This is a genomic window from Escherichia sp. E4385 (assembly GCF_963883145.1).
GTDB lineage: Bacteria > Pseudomonadota > Gammaproteobacteria > Enterobacterales > Enterobacteriaceae > Escherichia.
Map to the genome: position 1 here is coordinate 23,515 of NZ_CAWOOJ010000022.1, position 17,259 is coordinate 40,773.

Annotated in this window: 12 protein-coding genes, 1 tRNA gene and 1 pseudogene; 8 read left to right on the forward strand and 6 right to left on the reverse strand. The window is 50.8% G+C overall.

What is annotated here, in order from left to right; all coding sequences use genetic code 11:
• Positions 1 to 1,320, forward strand: coding sequence for an MFS transporter family glucose-6-phosphate receptor UhpC (uhpC, locus tag AACS80_RS21530; protein WP_135410595.1), 1,320 nt, complete (start codon positions 1 to 3; stop codon positions 1,318 to 1,320).
• A gap of 202 nt (positions 1,321 to 1,522) precedes the next feature.
• Positions 1,523 to 2,914, forward strand: coding sequence for a hexose-6-phosphate:phosphate antiporter (gene uhpT, locus AACS80_RS21535; RefSeq protein WP_130261100.1), 1,392 nt, complete (start codon positions 1,523 to 1,525; stop codon positions 2,912 to 2,914).
• Between the two features lie 46 nt (positions 2,915 to 2,960).
• Here the strand turns inward: uhpT and adeD are convergent, their stop codons facing one another.
• Entirely contained in the window at positions 2,961 to 4,727 is a 1,767-nt protein-coding gene (adeD, locus tag AACS80_RS21540) for an adenine deaminase (RefSeq protein WP_135410589.1), read from the reverse strand.
• A 174-nt stretch (positions 4,728 to 4,901) separates the two neighbouring features.
• On the opposite strand from adeD, the gene adeQ reads away from it, so the two are divergent.
• From adeQ to nepI, 3 genes are all read left to right on the forward strand, one after another.
• On the forward strand, positions 4,902 to 6,236 hold the full coding sequence (gene adeQ, locus AACS80_RS21545; protein WP_016159934.1) for an adenine permease AdeQ: 1,335 nt from the start codon (positions 4,902 to 4,904) through the stop codon (positions 6,234 to 6,236).
• Between the two features lie 52 nt (positions 6,237 to 6,288).
• Positions 6,289 to 6,741: a DUF1198 family protein gene (locus AACS80_RS21550; protein ID WP_130206763.1), complete on the forward strand. Its 453-nt coding sequence runs from the start codon at positions 6,289 to 6,291 to the stop codon at positions 6,739 to 6,741.
• 219 nt (positions 6,742 to 6,960) lie between these two features.
• Complete coding sequence (gene nepI, locus AACS80_RS21555) at positions 6,961 to 8,151, forward strand: purine ribonucleoside efflux pump NepI (RefSeq protein ID WP_135410587.1); 1,191 nt, start codon at positions 6,961 to 6,963, stop codon at positions 8,149 to 8,151.
• Positions 8,152 to 8,191: 40 nt separating this feature from the next.
• Here the strand turns inward: nepI and yicS are convergent, their stop codons facing one another.
• Positions 8,192 to 8,485 (reverse strand): protein YicS, encoded by a 294-nt coding sequence (gene yicS, locus AACS80_RS21560; protein WP_064526021.1) that lies wholly within the window; start codon positions 8,483 to 8,485, stop codon positions 8,192 to 8,194.
• A gap of 220 nt (positions 8,486 to 8,705) precedes the next feature.
• Between yicS and nlpA the strand changes: the two genes are divergently transcribed.
• The gene (gene nlpA, locus AACS80_RS21565; RefSeq protein WP_130261096.1) at positions 8,706 to 9,524 is read left to right on the forward strand and encodes a lipoprotein NlpA; all 819 of its coding nucleotides are present in this window, start codon (positions 8,706 to 8,708) and stop codon (positions 9,522 to 9,524) included.
• Positions 9,525 to 9,527: 3 nt separating this feature from the next.
• Here nlpA and AACS80_RS21570 read toward each other — a convergent pair.
• A pseudogene (locus AACS80_RS21570) lies at positions 9,528 to 10,452 on the reverse strand (carboxylate/amino acid/amine transporter).
• A gap of 205 nt (positions 10,453 to 10,657) precedes the next feature.
• Between AACS80_RS21570 and fliB the strand changes: the two are divergent.
• Positions 10,658 to 11,872: a flagellin lysine-N-methylase gene (fliB, locus tag AACS80_RS21575; RefSeq protein ID WP_135410585.1), complete on the forward strand. Its 1,215-nt coding sequence runs from the start codon at positions 10,658 to 10,660 to the stop codon at positions 11,870 to 11,872.
• 162 nt (positions 11,873 to 12,034) lie between these two features.
• On the opposite strand, the gene AACS80_RS21580 is transcribed toward fliB, so the two are convergent.
• The 3 genes from AACS80_RS21580 to xanP form a co-directional block, all read right to left on the reverse strand.
• Positions 12,035 to 12,129, reverse strand: a tRNA-Sec gene (locus AACS80_RS21580).
• 331 nt (positions 12,130 to 12,460) lie between these two features.
• Positions 12,461 to 14,170, reverse strand: coding sequence for an AsmA family protein (locus tag AACS80_RS21585; RefSeq protein WP_135410584.1), 1,710 nt, complete (start codon positions 14,168 to 14,170; stop codon positions 12,461 to 12,463).
• A 121-nt stretch (positions 14,171 to 14,291) separates the two neighbouring features.
• A complete protein-coding gene (gene xanP / locus AACS80_RS21590) occupies positions 14,292 to 15,683 on the reverse strand; it encodes a xanthine/proton symporter XanP (RefSeq protein ID WP_135410583.1) in 1,392 nt (463 codons plus the stop codon).
• 279 nt (positions 15,684 to 15,962) lie between these two features.
• Here xanP and gltS point away from each other — a divergent pair, with 279 nt between their 5' ends.
• Positions 15,963 to 17,168, forward strand: coding sequence for a sodium/glutamate symporter (gene gltS, locus AACS80_RS21595; RefSeq protein WP_130206745.1), 1,206 nt, complete (start codon positions 15,963 to 15,965; stop codon positions 17,166 to 17,168).
• Positions 17,169 to 17,259 lie beyond the last annotated feature (91 nt).

Genomic DNA, 17,259 nt, shown 5'->3' on the forward strand with positions numbered 1-17,259 from the left:
ATGTTGCCGTTTCTGAAAGCACCTGCCGACGCACCGCTGATCAGCGATAAAAGTGAAATTGATGCTCGCTACCGCTACTGGCGTCGGCATATTTTGCTGACCATCTGGCTGGGCTATGCGCTGTTTTACTTCACGCGTAAAAGTTTTAACGCCGCCGTACCAGAAATCCTTGCCAACGGCGTGCTCAGCCGTAGCGATATCGGCCTGTTAGCAACGCTGTTTTACATTACCTACGGCGTATCGAAATTTGTCTCCGGCATTGTCAGTGACCGCTCTAATGCCCGCTATTTTATGGGGATTGGGCTTATCGCCACGGGCATCATCAACATTCTGTTTGGCTTCTCCACCTCGTTGTGGGCGTTTGCCGTGCTGTGGGTGCTGAACGCCTTTTTCCAGGGCTGGGGTTCGCCGGTTTGTGCGCGTCTGTTGACTGCCTGGTATTCTCGTACCGAGCGCGGCGGTTGGTGGGCATTATGGAACACGGCGCATAACGTCGGCGGCGCATTGATCCCCATCGTGATGGCCGCTGCTGCGGTGCATTATGGCTGGCGTGCTGGGATGATGATTGCCGGTTGTATGGCGATAGTCGTGGGGATTTTTCTTTGTTGGCGGCTGCGCGATCGCCCGCAGGCGTTAGGTTTACCGGCGGTCGGAGAATGGCGGCACGATGCGCTGGAAATCGCCCAACAACAAGAAGGGGCGGGGCTGACGCGTAAAGAGATCCTCACCAAATATGTGTTGTTGAATCCGTATATCTGGCTGCTTTCGTTCTGTTATGTGCTGGTCTATGTGGTTCGTGCGGCGATCAACGACTGGGGCAACCTGTATATGTCCGAGACGCTGGGCGTCGATCTGGTCACGGCGAATACGGCAGTAACGATGTTTGAACTGGGCGGGTTTATCGGTGCGCTGGTAGCCGGTTGGGGCTCGGACAAACTGTTTAACGGCAACCGTGGGCCGATGAATTTGATTTTTGCTGCGGGGATTTTGCTCTCTGTTGGCTCGCTGTGGTTGATGCCATTTGCCAGCTACGTGATGCAGGCAACCTGCTTCTTCACCATTGGTTTTTTTGTCTTTGGCCCGCAGATGTTAATTGGTATGGCGGCGGCAGAGTGTTCTCACAAAGAGGCGGCAGGTGCGGCGACGGGGTTTGTCGGCTTGTTTGCTTATCTGGGGGCGTCGCTTGCCGGTTGGCCGCTGGCGAAAGTGCTGGATACCTGGCACTGGAGTGGTTTTTTCGTGGTTATCGCCATTGCTGCCGGGGTTTCGGCACTGTTGTTACTGCCCTTTTTGAACGCCCAGGCACCACGCGAAGCGTGATGCATCTCACTTTTCTACCTCATATCCGGCAAAACTAAGAAATTTTCCTGGTTTTGCCTGGACGCTATCTCAAGCCTGATTTGCTGCAGGTTTTTACAATGCCATCATTCGTTAATTCTTTCCCAAAATAATTCAAGTTGCAGGAACGCGAGCAGCTAAGGCACCTGCGGCCTGAAGTATGAAGGGAAATCAGGAGTAACCCATGCTGGCTTTCTTAAACCAGGTTCGCAAGCCGACCCTGGATCTTCCGCTCGAAGTGCGGCGTAAAATGTGGTTCAAACCGTTCATGCAATCCTATCTGGTGGTCTTTATTGGCTACCTGACGATGTACCTGATTCGCAAGAACTTCAACATCGCACAGAACGACATGATCTCGACCTACGGGTTGAGCATGACGCAGCTGGGGATGATCGGCCTGGGCTTCTCCATCACTTACGGCGTGGGTAAAACGCTGGTTTCCTACTACGCCGACGGCAAAAATACCAAACAATTCCTGCCGTTCATGCTGATCTTGTCCGCTATTTGTATGCTGGGCTTCAGCGCCAGCATGGGCAGCGGCTCGGTTAGCCTGTTCCTGATGATTGCCTTCTACGCCTTAAGCGGTTTTTTCCAGAGCACCGGCGGTTCATGCAGTTACTCCACGATTACCAAATGGACGCCGCGTCGTAAGCGCGGGACCTTCCTCGGTTTCTGGAACATTTCCCACAACCTCGGCGGCGCGGGGGCGGCGGGTGTGGCGCTATTCGGCGCAAATTACCTGTTCGACGGTCACGTGATCGGCATGTTTATCTTCCCGTCGATTATCGCGTTGATTGTCGGTTTTATCGGTCTGCGTTACGGCAGCGACTCCCCTGAAGCGTATGGTCTTGGCAAAGCTGAAGAACTATTCGGTGAAGAGATCAGCGAAGAGGACAAAGAGACGGAATCCACCGACATGACCAAGTGGCAGATCTTTGTTGAATATGTTTTGAAAAACAAAGTGATCTGGCTGCTGTGCTTCGCCAACATCTTCCTGTACGTGGTACGCATTGGTATCGACCAGTGGTCAACCGTGTACGCTTTTCAGGAACTGAAACTTTCTAAATCGGTGGCGATTCAGGGCTTTACGCTGTTTGAAGCCGGTGCTCTGGTTGGCACGCTGCTGTGGGGCTGGCTCTCTGACCTGGCGAACGGGCGCCGTGGCTTGGTGGCGTGTATTGCACTCGCGCTGATTATCGCCACGCTTGGTGTGTATCAACACGCCAGCAACCAATATATCTATCTGGCTTCTCTTTTTGCATTAGGTTTCCTGGTATTTGGTCCGCAACTGTTGATTGGCGTAGCGGCTGTTGGCTTCGTACCGAAAAAAGCGATCGGCGCTGCCGATGGGATTAAAGGCACTTTCGCCTACCTGATTGGTGACAGCTTTGCCAAATTAGGTCTGGGAATGATTGCCGATGGTACGCCAGTGTTCGGCCTCACCGGCTGGGCAGGCACCTTCGCTGCACTGGATATCGCCGCTATTGGCTGTATCTGCCTGATGGCGATAGTCGCGGTGATGGAAGAACGAAAAATCCGCCGCGAGAAAAAAATTCAGCAGTTGACAGTGGCATAAACGTAACTGGTGACTTTTGCCCGGCATGACGCCGGGCTTTTTTTTATTATTCCGTGACTTCCAGTGTGGTGAAGGCAAACTTCTCGCCATCAAACAGCCCCTGACTGGTCAGTTTCAATGCGGGGATCACCGGCAGGGAAAGAAACGCCATCTGAATAAACGGTTCATCCGGTAATGGGCCACATTCACGGGCGGCGACTTTTAACGCGTCAATTTGCTCCGCCAGTGACTGCGCCGTGTCGGTGCTCATCAGCCCGGCAATGGGCAACGGCAGATGACTCTGTACCTGGCCGTTACGGACCACGCACAGCCCGCCGCCATCCTGAATCACCTGGTTGGCCGCCAGCGCCATCTCTTCTGCGCTACGACCGATCACCACAATATTATGGCTGTCATGGCTGACTGTCGCCGCCAGCGCGCCTTCATTCAGGCCAAAGCCGCCGAGCAAACCACAGGCCGGAGCCAGACGTTGCCCGTAACGCTCAAGTACGGCAATAAAGCACACATCATCGCGATCAAAACCATTTTCGCTGTAGACGCTGGAGCGGGAGTGCGTGATCAGTTCGTTATGGATGACATCAATGACGCGATAGCGTTTTCCGGGGGTAAATTGCAGGGCAAAGTCGCTGGCGGAAACTGGCTGGCGGGCAATGGTATTGCCATATGGCGGGGCGGATTGTGCCAGTCTCGCCGACTCTTCTGCCTGCAAGGTTTGTGCGTCAATCGGTTCGCCTTTCACCAGTACCTGTTGCACAGTGACTTTACGGGCGTCACTTAACAGGACAATGTCGGCCTGCTTGCCGGGAGCCAGTAAACCGAGATGATTCAGACCAAAATGGCGCGCCGTCGACCAGCTGGCTACGCGATATGCCACATGCAACGGCACATTGTGTTGTTCAATCAGGCGGCGAATTAAGGCGTCGATATGCCCTTCGTGAGCGATTTCCCACGGGTTACGGTCATCAGTACAAAGCATGCATTGTGGGCTGTTAAATTCGTTGATCAACGGAGCCAGCGCGTTGAGATTGCGGGCAGCGGACCCTTCGCGGATCATCAACGACATGCCGAGTTGTAATTTTCGGCGTCCTTCTTCCAGCTGATAACTTTCGTGGCAGTTTTCAATACCCGCGGCAATATAGGCGTTAAGTTCTTTACCGCTTAGACCGGGGCAGTGACCATCCAGAGTCAGATGGCGAAAGGCGTCCAGTTTATCGAGCAGCGCATTTTGTCCACTAATTACGCCAGGGTAGTCCATCATTTCGGCCAGACCAGTAACCTGCGGATGGTCGCGCCAGGCGAGCATCTGTTCGAGCGTAAAACTGGCACCATTAACATCGCAGCCTTCCAGAGCGGGTACGCAAGAGCTGACTTGCAAATACTGGTTTTGCTTTGCCTGTTCGGCACAGCGGGCAAACCAGGCAAATCCAGCTTCGCCCATCACGTTGACGATTTCATGAGGGTCGCAAATTACAGTTGTGAGGCCGCGTGGCAGGGTAGCTGTTTCAAAAGTGACCGGCGTCATCATGCTGGATTCAATATGCAGGTGAGCATCAATAAACCCCGGCACCGCCGTTGCGCCGCGGGCATCAATCCGCCGCAAAGCCTGAGCGTCGGCATATTCTTCGCCAACACCGGCAATGTAACGTCCTTTAATCACAATCGGGCCGGGAATTTCTCCGCCATTGATCAGATCCAGAATAGCGACATTATCAATAATATAATCGGCAACAGCGTCGCCACGGGAAACAGCCAGCAAATCCTGGTATTCGGCTCGACTAATGTGATGAAATTTATGGTTAATAGGATTATTCATATTTTTCTCATTTTGATTTTATCAATTTGATTATTATTTATCATAAAGAAACATCGCGTGATTATTAAAGAATATCCATTAATGTGCAATTGAAATGTGATAATTATCACTGAACCGTTGTTGTCATTTGTTTTACAAAAGCAAAGGATTAAATCTCCTCCAATGGACAAAAAAATGAATAATGACAATACCGATTACGTGAGTAATGAATCAGGGACGCTTTCTCGATTATTTAAACTGCCACAACATGGGACTACCGTCCGCACAGAATTGATTGCGGGGATGACCACTTTTTTAACTATGGTGTACATCGTTTTTGTTAACCCACAAATACTCGGTGCGGCACAAATGGACCCGAAAGTGGTGTTTGTCACCACTTGTTTGATTGCCGGCATCGGTAGTATTGCGATGGGGATATTTGCTAACTTGCCCGTGGCGCTGGCGCCGGCAATGGGGCTGAACGCCTTCTTTGCGTTCGTGGTTGTAGGGGCGATGGGCATCTCCTGGCAGACCGGAATGGGGGCGATATTCTGGGGGGCAATAGGGCTATTTTTGCTGACTCTTTTTCGTATCCGTTACTGGATGATCTCTAACATTCCGTTAAGTTTACGTATTGGTATCACCAGTGGTATCGGGCTATTTATTGCCTTAATGGGATTAAAAAATACCGGTGTTATTGTCGCCAATAAAGACACGCTGGTGATGATTGGTGATTTAAGTTCCCACGGCGTGTTGTTAGGTATTTTAGGGTTTTTTATTATAACCGTGTTGTCATCGCGTAATTTTCATGCGGCGGTGTTGGTTTCTATCGTCGTTACTTCCTGTTGTGGATTATTTTTCGGAGATGTTCATTTCAGCGGAATCTATTCTATTCCACCTGATATTAGCGGTGTTATTGGCGAGGTTGATTTGAGCGGGGCATTATCGCTTGAGCTTGCCGGTATCATTTTCTCCTTTATGTTGATCAACCTATTTGATTCATCAGGAACATTAATTGGTGTAACTGATAAAGCTGGCTTAATAGATAGTAACGGTAAATTCCCTAACATGAATAAGGCGCTATATGTTGATAGCGTGAGTTCGGTGGCTGGCGCGTTTATCGGAACTTCCTCTGTTACCGCCTATATTGAAAGTACTTCTGGCGTAGCGGTCGGCGGTCGCACGGGGCTGACTGCGGTTGTTGTTGGCGTTATGTTCCTGCTGGTTATGTTCTTCTCACCGCTGGTGGCGATGGTTCCACCTTACGCCACCGCCGGGGCGTTAATCTTTGTTGGCGTGTTGATGACCTCAAGTCTGGCGCGCGTTAACTGGGATGATTTTACCGAATCGGTACCTGCATTTATCACCACGGTGATGATGCCCTTTACTTTCTCGATCACTGAAGGGATTGCGCTCGGCTTTATGTCTTACTGCATCATGAAAGTGTGCACCGGGCGCTGGCGCGATCTGAATCTGTGTGTGGTGGTTGTAGCGGCATTGTTTGCGCTGAAAATCATCCTGGTGGATTAGTATCTGATAAGCGTTTCCAGATATCATGAGTGCCGGTTACGCAGGAGAACTCATGATCTGGATAATGCTCGCTACGCTGGTGGTGGTGTTTGTGGTTGGTTTTCGGGTGCTGACATCCGGGGCCAGAAAAGCGATTCGCCGCCTCAGCGATCGGCTGAATATTGATGTTGTACCCGTTGAGTCAATGGTCGATCAAATGGGAAAGTCAGCCGGTGACGAATTTTTACGTTATCTGCATCGCCCGGATGAGTCGCACCTGCAAAATGCCGCGCAGGTGTTGCTTATCTGGCAGGTTGTCATTGTCGATGGTAGCGAGCAGAACCTGCTGCAATGGCATCGGATTTTACAAAAAGCCCGCCTTGCCGCGCCGATTACCGATGCTCAGGTCAGGCTGGCGCTGGGTTTTCTGCGCGAAATAGAGCCTGAAATGCAGGAGATTAATGCATTCCAGATGCGCTACAACGCATTTTTTCAGCCTGCTGAGGGCGTTTACTGGCTGCATTAAAACCGCTTTGCCTGATGCGACGCTGGCGCGTCTTATCAGGCCTACAGACCGAGTACGGATAAGGCGTTCACGCCGCATCCGGCAATCTTTGTCTTGTTCCGTTTCGATCTTACCCCTACCTCATGCAACACTGTAAAAGTTGCAAAAACGTTAAATGTGTCACACATTTCAATGTTAAACTGATCGGCTTTTCCCCTGAAACATGCCACGGGTAACACCATGAGTGAATATATCGAAGAAAACCGCGGCGCGGGCGCCATTACCCGACCGAACTGGTCAGCCGTTTTCTCGGTGGCGTTTTGCGTCGCCTGTCTGATTATCGTTGAGTTTTTGCCCGTCAGTTTGTTGACGCCGATGGCGCACGATTTAGGCATTTCGGAAGGGGTTGCCGGGCAATCGGTGACCGTAACCGCTTTTGTGGCGATGTTTGCCAGTTTGTTTATTACCCAGACCATTCAGGCCACTGACCGCCGCTACGTTGTCATTCTGTTCGCTGTTTTGCTGACGCTTTCCTGCTTACTGGTTTCCTTTGCCAACTCATTCAGTCTGCTGTTAATCGGTCGCGCCTGTCTGGGGCTGGCACTGGGTGGATTCTGGGCGATGTCGGCGTCGCTGACCATGCGCCTGGTACCGCCTCGTACGGTGCCGAAGGCGCTGTCGGTGATCTTCGGCGCGGTGTCCATTGCGCTGGTAATTGCCGCGCCATTGGGCAGTTTTTTAGGCGAGCTTATCGGTTGGCGCAATGTCTTTAATGCGGCGGCGGTGATGGGCGTGCTGTGTATTATCTGGATTATCAAATCATTGCCTTCGCTGCCTGGCGAACCGTCACATCAGAAACAAAATGCCTTTCGCCTGTTGCAGCGTCCGGGGGTGATGGCCGGGATGATCGCCATCTTTATGTCCTTCGCCGGACAGTTTGCTTTTTTCACTTATATTCGCCCAGTGTATATGAATCTGGCGGGATTCGGCGTTGATGGCTTAACGCTGGTGCTGTTGAGTTTTGGTATCGCCAGTTTTGTTGGTACATCGCTTTCGTCGTTCATTCTCAAACGTTCGGTGAAACTGGCCTTAGCGGGCGCACCGTTTGTACTCGCCCTGAGCGCGCTGGTACTGACGCTGTGGGGAAGCGATAAAATTGTTGCTACCGGTGTGGCGATTATCTGGGGGCTGACCTTTGCTTTAATTCCCGTTGGCTGGTCAACGTGGATCACTCGCTCATTGGCCGATCAGGCAGAAAAGGCTGGGTCTATTCAGGTGGCCGTTATTCAGCTTGCCAATACCTGCGGTGCGGCAATCGGCGGTTATGCGTTGGATAACATTGGTCTGACTTCGCCGCTGATGTTGTCCGGCACATTGATGTTGCTGACTGCATTGTTGGTTACGGCAAAGGTGAAAATGAAGAAATCCTGATATCAGGTAAAGAAGCGTTGGTCAGTGGTTGTTGCCGTACTTACATATCCGGGCATTCTACCTTACCCAACGCTTCCCAATAATTGCTCTGATTATTACGTTCCATCGCCACGATGGCCTCGCGTATGTGTTGTTTATTGTTTTCATCTGACAACATTAACTTTTCCCACGCTTCATCTGACAACGATGCCTTCGGGGTGCAAATTTTCCGCAAATCCTCTAATACCGTATTTTTCTCTTTTGCGGACTGCAGTGAGCTAAAAGGCGACTCGGCGTATACGATGCCTGGCATAGCGAAAAAAGTGAAAATAAGCAGTAGTGTCGTTGGTTTCATGGATTCAACCTTTTACAAATGTGTATCGAATGAAGCATAAGTGTAGTTTGCTTTCATCGCTCTCATCATGCTGTACGAAACGCGCTTGCGTGGTCAGTAAGAAGTGCCAGACCTTATATTCCACTTTTATTCCTTTTTATTCTTATCGATAGCGTTTCGTTTTTTAAATCGCAGCGACCTTACCGCTATAGTCAGGTAATCATTAATAAAAGGATAAAAAATGAAACTGACAACACATCATCTACGGACAGGGGCAGCATTATTTCTGGCGGGGATCCTGCTGGCAGGCTGCGACCAGCAAAACAGCGATGCAAAACACATTAAAGTTGGCGTCATTAACGGTGCCGAACAGGATGTGGCAGAAGTCGCTAAAAAAGTGGCCAAAGAGAAGTATGGTCTTGAAGTTGAATTGGTTGGATTTAGTGGTTCGTTGTTGCCGAACGATGCAACTAATCAGGGTGAACTGGATGCCAATGTCTTCCAGCATCGTCCTTTCCTTGAACAGGATAATCAGGCGCACGGTTACAAACTGGTGGCGGTAGGAAATACCTTTGTCTTCCCCATGGCTGGCTATTCGAAAAAAATTAAAACAGTCGATCAGCTAAAAGAAGGAGCGACAGTAGCGATTCCGAATGATCCGACCAATCTGGGGCGTGCGCTGTTACTGTTGCAAAAAGAGAAACTTATTACCTTAAAAGAGGGGAAAGGTTTACTGCCAACGGCGTTGGATATTACTGAGAATCCACGCCATTTGCAGATAATGGAGCTGGAAGGGGCACAGTTGCCACGTGTACTGGACGACCCGAAAGTGGATGTAGCGATTATCAGCACCACTTACATCCAGCAAACAGGACTTTCTCCGGTTAACGACAGCGTATTTATTGAAGATAAAAATTCACCATATGTGAACATTCTGGTGGCGCGGGAAGATAATAAGGATGCAGAAAACGTGAAGGAGTTTCTGCAATCTTATCAGTCACCAGAAGTTGCTAAAGCGGCAGAAACCCTCTTTAACGGTGGCGCGGTGCCTGGCTGGTAATGATCAACCGTACCGCGCCGGACGATTACATTTTTCTGGCGCGGCGGCGGGAATCCATTGAAATCAAAATCACCGATGACAGAATCAGTAGCGTTCCCAGCCAATCTGGTAATGTGAAGGTGATCCCCAGCAACAGCAAAGAGAGCAGCGCGCTACTTAATGGTTCTGCGCAACTCAAAATACTGGCTTTCGGCCCGCCAATTAACTGTGCACCTTTCAGATACAGACTAAAGGTCAGCGAAGTTCCAATTACCACCAGATAGAAAAAAGCCAGGATCAGGCTGCCATTAACCACGAAATTTGTTCCTTGCCCGGCATAAAAGGGCAGCAGGACCATCCCACCAATGAGCATACTCCAGCCGACGACGGGCAGCGTGCCGTAACGGGCAATGAGCGTTGAGGGGTATGTCGTATAGAATGCGGCAGCAAAGGCTGAAGCAACTCCCCAGAACAGCGCAGCAGGAGAGATCGACAACGATGTTGGATTACCGTGGGTGACCAGCAAAAATGTGCCTATCAGGGAGGTCAAAATCGCGGTAAATACCAGAATACCGGGGCGCGATTTTCGTACCAGTGAGAACCAGGCCACGATAATCGTTGGTGATAAAAATTGCAGCACCGTTGCTGTAGCTGCATTGGATTTTTCAATCGTCAGTAAGAAAGTTAGCTGGACGGTCAGGGCGCCAACAATGGAAAAAATAAGCAGGCTGATGGCATCTTTATGATTCTTAATGATTGAGAAGACTTTATCGCCGTGGACAAAAGAGAGCGTCAGTAGAATAAATCCGGCAAATATCAGCCGCGTCATGGTCAGAAACTGCGATGACATCTGACTTTGTTCCATGATGTATTGCGCGCAAACGCCTGAACTTCCCCATAATACGGCGGCAATCAGAACGTTCATCATCCCCTTTCTGGTGGAACCCATTTTTCCCTCTGCATACTGTTTTGTCGTTTATGTATGCAGGCATGATAGCAAAAATGGTGAGAATGACCCCTTCCGGTAAACCCGTCATTTGATGGGGGCGAGCATTTATGAAACGAGTGAAATACTTGTTAAACCGTCAGGTTATGACGTTATCATTTTGTTCTGACAGCGTGCTACTGTTCTCTTTTTAAACGCGAAGAATGTTATGCAAATCCATAAAGTAGTAACCCCCGAGTTTGTGAAGAAGTTTGCCTGCGTCGGCCCCAACTGCCTGATTTCCTGCTGTCAGGGCTGGAAGATACACATCGACAAGAAAACCCATCATACTTACCTCAACGAACAACACCCGAAAATTGCCCAGTTGGCGAAAGAGAATTTATTACGGGTGCGAAATGGTAAAAGCCGCTATTCGATAATCAAACTGGACGCGCAGGGTCAGTGTCCGTTTCTCGATGAAAATAAACTCTGCCTGGTCCATCGCGATCTGGGAGAAAAAGCACTTTCAGAAACCTGTTCTACTTATCCACGTAGCAAAAAGCACTACGCGGATACAACTCGCCATTCGATGGTGCTCTCATGTCCAGAAGTAGCCCGACTGGTATTGTTTGATGCCGACAGCATGTTAGTGCACGAACAGGATGATCTGTTGGCGAAGGCGAAAAACACCTTCACCGCCAGCCAGCCGGTTAATCAGATCCACCAGATTGTGTATCTCTTTGCCTGGCACCTTCTACAGGCGCCATCGTTGAACGTTGAAGAAAACCTGATGGCGCTGGCACAGTTTATGGTTTATCTGCAGCGCATTGAGTTCGATCTGCACAACCATTTTGCGCAGGCTGAACAGTACCATCAGGAGCTATTAAGCGAGCTGTCGGCAGGTATTAGCCTGATGAGTCAATCAACGCCTACGGAGTCGGTGGGATTGAAGGTGCGTGCGCTGACGGTATTGGGTTCGCTTATCGCGAATAAGAGCAGCAGGGATCGTATTATTGCTGACGCGCATCGAAAGATGGCGGTGTACTTAGACGTAGCAAACAGCCCGGATAAGCAGGCTCTGGCTGACAAGTTTGCTGTCCTGAATAAACAGTGGCAGCAGCTTTGCCAGGATTCTATCCTTAGCGCCCCGCATGTATTGCGCAATTTACTGACCTACAAAATTTACCACTGCCATTTTCCGGATGCTGATTTCTCAACGGTCATGCGCCAGGTTTACCGTTTAATTCTCGACTATTTCTATATTAAGCATTTGTTGAGTCTGACATCGCTGGAAGCAACTCTGGATGAGGCAACGGTACTGAAAATTGTGGCGAGCCTTGCCGAGTCAACCTTGCATTCGTCAACGATTAACCAGCGAATGAATGAAGCGATCGACATGATCAATGCCGGGGACGATCTCTCCTGCCTGCTGTTGATTCGTTAAATTCGCCTGTTGGGGACTGGGTTAAGCGTTTGTCTGGCATGTCGCTTCCGCTGTAATAAATATTAAGAACAACTTCGGTAAAGCAGGTTGAATCATGAACAGAAGAAATTATCTGCTTTAAACGGTATTACAAGGGATTGGTGAACGTCAGAAGAGGCATTTTGGCGGAAGATCACAGGAGTCGAACCTGCCCGGGACCGCTGGCGGCCCCAACTGGATTTGAAGTCCAGCCGCCTCACCGGAGACGACGATCTTCCGCGCCTCGATTGCTACATGGAGGCGGGGCGCATTATAGCTACTTCCTCGCCTTATCACATCCCCCATCACACTTTTTTCCGCTTCGTTTCGCCTTGCCATGATCCTCTTCACAGAAACTCTCGGCAAATCCATAAGTTACGCTTTGGCACAACCGCGCTCCCAGAAAAAAGAAACGTAAGTTGATAACAAAAAATAGCAATATCCGTATTCTTAAGGATGGTTTACGCCGTGCAATGAGCGGGAACGAACATGGTAATTGGATACTCTACTGTTTGTTATTTATTGAAAAAATTCCGGGTACGGCTGTGTCGTACCCGGTGAGATTGATTTTTACTGCACTGGCTCCGTTGACGTAACTTCGCCACTGGAAACGACGCCAGCATTCATGGTTTGGGTCACTTGCTGTTTTTCAACGTTCACGGCATGGAGTTGCCCGTTAACCGTGGGTTTTAGCGGTGCATCGGCCTGAATATCGCCGCTGGCGGTAAGCTGAATATTGCCGTCGCCAGTCAATGGTAATTCAGGCCATCCCCACGGTTGCAAAATATTCACCGGCACACCGCGTCCGTTCAGGCTGATATGAGTCTGGCGCTGCGGCGTTTGTGAAACACTGGCTGTGGCTTCCAGAATGCCTTTCTCGGTAAACGCGCTAAGTTCGCTGATATTCACCGTGCTGCTGTTGGCGGCCAGTGCCAGCGACGGACGGCGAACATCAACACGATTGAACGTCGCGGCGGCGGCATTCAGATTCGCTGTGCCACTCCAGACGCCCCATTGGTGATTGGCAACCAGTGTCAGATTCGCGCCATAGCCATCGAGCGCGGTGAGTTGCCACGGGAAGGCCGGGTCGATATCAATGATCAGGTTGCGGCTGGCGCTAAATCTCTTCAGTTGCAGACTGTTTAACCAGCCGGGTGTCGTTTCCATCCATAACTGTTGCCAGTTTTTTGGCAGGGTATATTCCAGCCCGACAATTGCCGCATCATCGAGGATCAGCGTTTTCCCGTCGCGTTGCCAGTTTCCTGACGTTCTCACCATGCCACCTTCCCAACGGCTGGTAAACTGGCGCAGCGCCACGCCCTGCGGGGAAAATTCTGCGTTCATAATCGGGTCAAACAAATGCAGCGAACCATAAATAAACTCGCTGGCATTCATCGACAGCTTTCCTTCCTGTGTCTGCCAGTCATCTTTACTGAAGGTCATGTTGCGTAAGCTGAGATCGAGATCGGTCACCGCCCAGTCCGGGCCTTGTAGGCGAGCATCTATCACTTCCAGGCGACCAATCTGTAACGAAGGCACAGAGCGCAATGGCGCAAAGAAATCCGTCAGCGATTTTTCGCTTTGCAGACGGATATCCGCCATGCGCAGGTTTTCCACCTGCCAGCTACCGTCGGCGTTACGCTGCGCGTTTCCGGTTAATGTACCGCGCGCGATATCGGCACCCAGATTGGTCAGCGTAACGCGATCGTTATCAATACTGCCTTCAACCAACACATTGGTGGCAGGAACATCATTGAGCGACAGGGAGCCAGCACTGAATTGAATCTGCGCTTTCGTTCCCAACACTTTACCGGCTTCTGGCGACCACGGAATGACGCCGCCATTTACCCGCTGAGCACTTAATTTCCACTCGCTATTTGGGCTATTAAATGCCATATCGCGCAGTTGCAGGCGATCGGCTTTGAACGGTAGCGGGGCGGTCTGGTCGGTGAGATTCAGCGTCCCGTTTTCCAGCAGAATGGTATCGACATGGCGCGGTTCGGTCAGTTGCCGACTACTCAAGGCGATATCAACACTTTTTGCCACCAGGGTAGCGGGCTGTCCATCACGACCAAACGTGACGTTCTCCAGTATGATATGAGACGGCGCGGAAAAGCGGTGATCCATTGCCCCGAAGACCAAATGGTAGTCGCTATTTTCGGAAATCCATGCGCTGATATGCTCCGCACCCCAACGGGTTTGCAGAAGAAAATAGAGGCCAGTTATCACTACGAGTAGCGCGACGAAAATGTAGAGAAGCAGCTTCCCAATAAATTTCATAGTCTTCCATCCCGCGAAATACACATAAGGGAGTTATGCACGATTTACGCGCATTCCTCAAGGCGGGAATGGTGAAAGAGAGTCGCTGCGGCGGTAAAGAAACTTACCGCCGCTAAGTGAATTACGGTTTTTCCGGCGGGAAAATCAGGTTCAGCACAATGGCAGTAATACCGCCAGCGGCAATACCTGAAGAGAGCAGGTTTTTCAGCCAGTCAGGGGCAAATTGCAAAATCAGCGGCTGCTGAGAAACGCCCAGACCGACGGCCAGCGACAGTGCAATAATCAGAATTGCCCGACGGTTCAATGGCTCGCGGGAAACGATGCGTACACCGGATGCGGCGATGGTGCCAAACATCACAAGCGTAGCGCCGCCCAGAACTGGCTCTGGGATGTGTTGCACGAAACCACTCACTGCCGGGAACAGGCCCAGCACGATCAACATCAGCGCCACCACAAAACCGACATAACGGCTGGCAACACCCGTTAACTGAATTACACCGTTGTTCTGTCCGAAGCAGGAGTTCGGGAAGGTGTTAAATACTGCCGAGACAAACGAGTTCAGGCCGTTTGCCAGCACGCCGCCTTTCAGACGTTTCATGTACAGCGGGCCGGAAACCGGCTGTTCGGAAACGTCAGAGGTCGCGGTGATATCGCCAATGGTTTCCAGCGATGTGATCATAAAGACCAGCATCAGCGGCAGCAGTAGGCTCCATTCAATACCAAGACCATAATAGAGCGGCGTTGGTACCATAATCAGTTCTTGCGTCATCGGTTCGTTGCTTTCTGGCAACATACCCATAAACCACGCCAGCGCATATCCGGCCGCCATCGCAATCACCAGCGAGGCCACGCGTAAGTAAGGGTTACGTTGGCGGTTAAGCAGGATGATTAAGGCTAAGACCACGCCCGCCAGCAGCAGATTTTTCGGTGCGCCAAAGGTGTTATCGCTCATCGCCGCATAGCCACCACCAATGGATGTTAACCCAACCTGAATTAGCGACAGGCCGATAATCATCACCACGACGCCAGAAACCAGCGGCGTAATAATGCGGCGCGCCAGATGCAGAACACGGGAGATCACCATCTCCGTGCAACTTGCCAGCATCAGGGTACCAAACAGTGCCGCCATCATGGTGGGAACATCAGCACCACCGGTCTTCAGCGCCGTGCCGCCCATAATCAGCGGGGCAACGAAGTTGAAACTGGTCCCCTGAATCGACAACAACCCGGAACCTACCGGCCCCCAGGCTTTAATCTGAATAATCGATGCCACACCGGAGGCAAACAGCGACATACTAATAATGTGTTGTGTGTCCTGTGCCGGTAAACCTAGCGCCTGGCAGATGAGAAGCGCAGGGGTGATAACCGCGACAAACATCGCCAGCAGGTGCTGACAGGCGGCAAACAAGGTTTGAGGAAGCGGCGGACGATCTTCAAGACGGTAAATCAGTTCGCTGTTTTGAGCCTGCGCAACCGGTTGCGCATTTTCTGACTCGAGGGTGGAAACAGACATCGAAAACAATCCCGTGGTAGCAAAGCGGGCATTTTAGCTGACCGAAAGGCAAAAGCAAACGTTTGCCAGCCATTCTTCTAAATATTTAAATGCGATAAATGCACTTTTTTATATAACTTTTGGTTGTTTTCTGCTTAAAATCCATGCCATTTTTCTATTTTCAGCTGAGAATTCGAACCAGGAAAGCATGACTCGATACTCGTCATATTTCGCCTTACTGCAAATGCGCGATGATGTATGACGAGTATGAAAGAGTGGTGCGGACACAAAGGAGTAACTATGTTTCATCTCGATACTTTAGCAACGCTTGTTGCCGCAACGCTAACGTTGCTGCTCGGGCGAAAGTTGGTCCATTCCGTCTCCTTTTTGAAGAAATACACCATACCTGAACCGGTTGCCGGAGGGCTGCTGGTGGCGCTGGCGCTGTTGGTGCTGAAAAAAAGTATGGGCTGGGAAGTCAACTTTGATATGTCCCTGCGCGATCCGTTGATGCTGGCTTTCTTTGCCACCATCGGCTTGAACGCCAACATTGCCAGCTTACGTGCCGGTGGCCGTGTGGTGGGGATTTTCCTGATTGTGGTTGTTGGTCTGTTGGTGATGCAAAACGCCATCGGTATTGGTATGGCCAGTCTGTTAGGTCTTGATCCGCTGATGGGGCTGTTAGCAGGGTCTATTACGCTTTCTGGCGGTCATGGGACTGGCGCGGCGTGGAGTAAATTGTTCATTGAACGTTATGGCTTCACCAACGCGACGGAAGTAGCGATGGCCTGTGCGACGTTCGGTCTGGTGTTGGGCGGTCTGATTGGTGGCCCAGTGGCGCGTTATCTGGTGAAACACTCCACCACGCCGGACGGTATTCCGGATGACCAGGAAGTCCCGACCGCGTTCGAAAAGCCTGATGTGGGGCGCATGATCACCTCGCTGGTGCTGATTGAAACTATTGCGCTGATTGCTATCTGTCTGACGGTAGGGAAAATCGTTGCGCAACTTTTGGCTGGCACTGCTTTTGAATTACCAACCTTCGTTTGTGTGCTGTTTGTAGGCGTGATTCTGAGCAACGGTCTGTCAATGATGGGCTTTTATCGCGTCTTTGAACGTGCGGTATCGGTGCTGGGTAACGTTAGCCTGTCGTTGTTCCTGGCGATGGCTCTGATGGGCCTGAAGCTGTGGGAACTGGCTTCGCTGGCGCTGCCGATGCTGGCGATTCTGGTGGTACAGACCATCTTCATGGCGTTGTATGCCATCTTCGTCACCTGGCGCATGATGGGCAAAAACTACGATGCGGCGGTGCTGGCTGCGGGTCACTGTGGCTTTGGTCTTGGCGCGACACCAACGGCAATCGCCAACATGCAGGCGATTACTGAACGCTTTGGCCCTTCACATATGGCCTTCCTGGTGGTGCCGATGGTCGGTGCGTTCTTTATCGATATCGTTAACGCCCTGGTGATTAAGCTGTATTTAATGTTGCCGATTTTTGCGGGTTAACCGATGAAGCGGCGGTAGAAGTGCCGCCGCAACAAAGACAAATGCCTGATACGCTTCGCTTATCAAGCCTGCATATTGATTCGCAAATTAT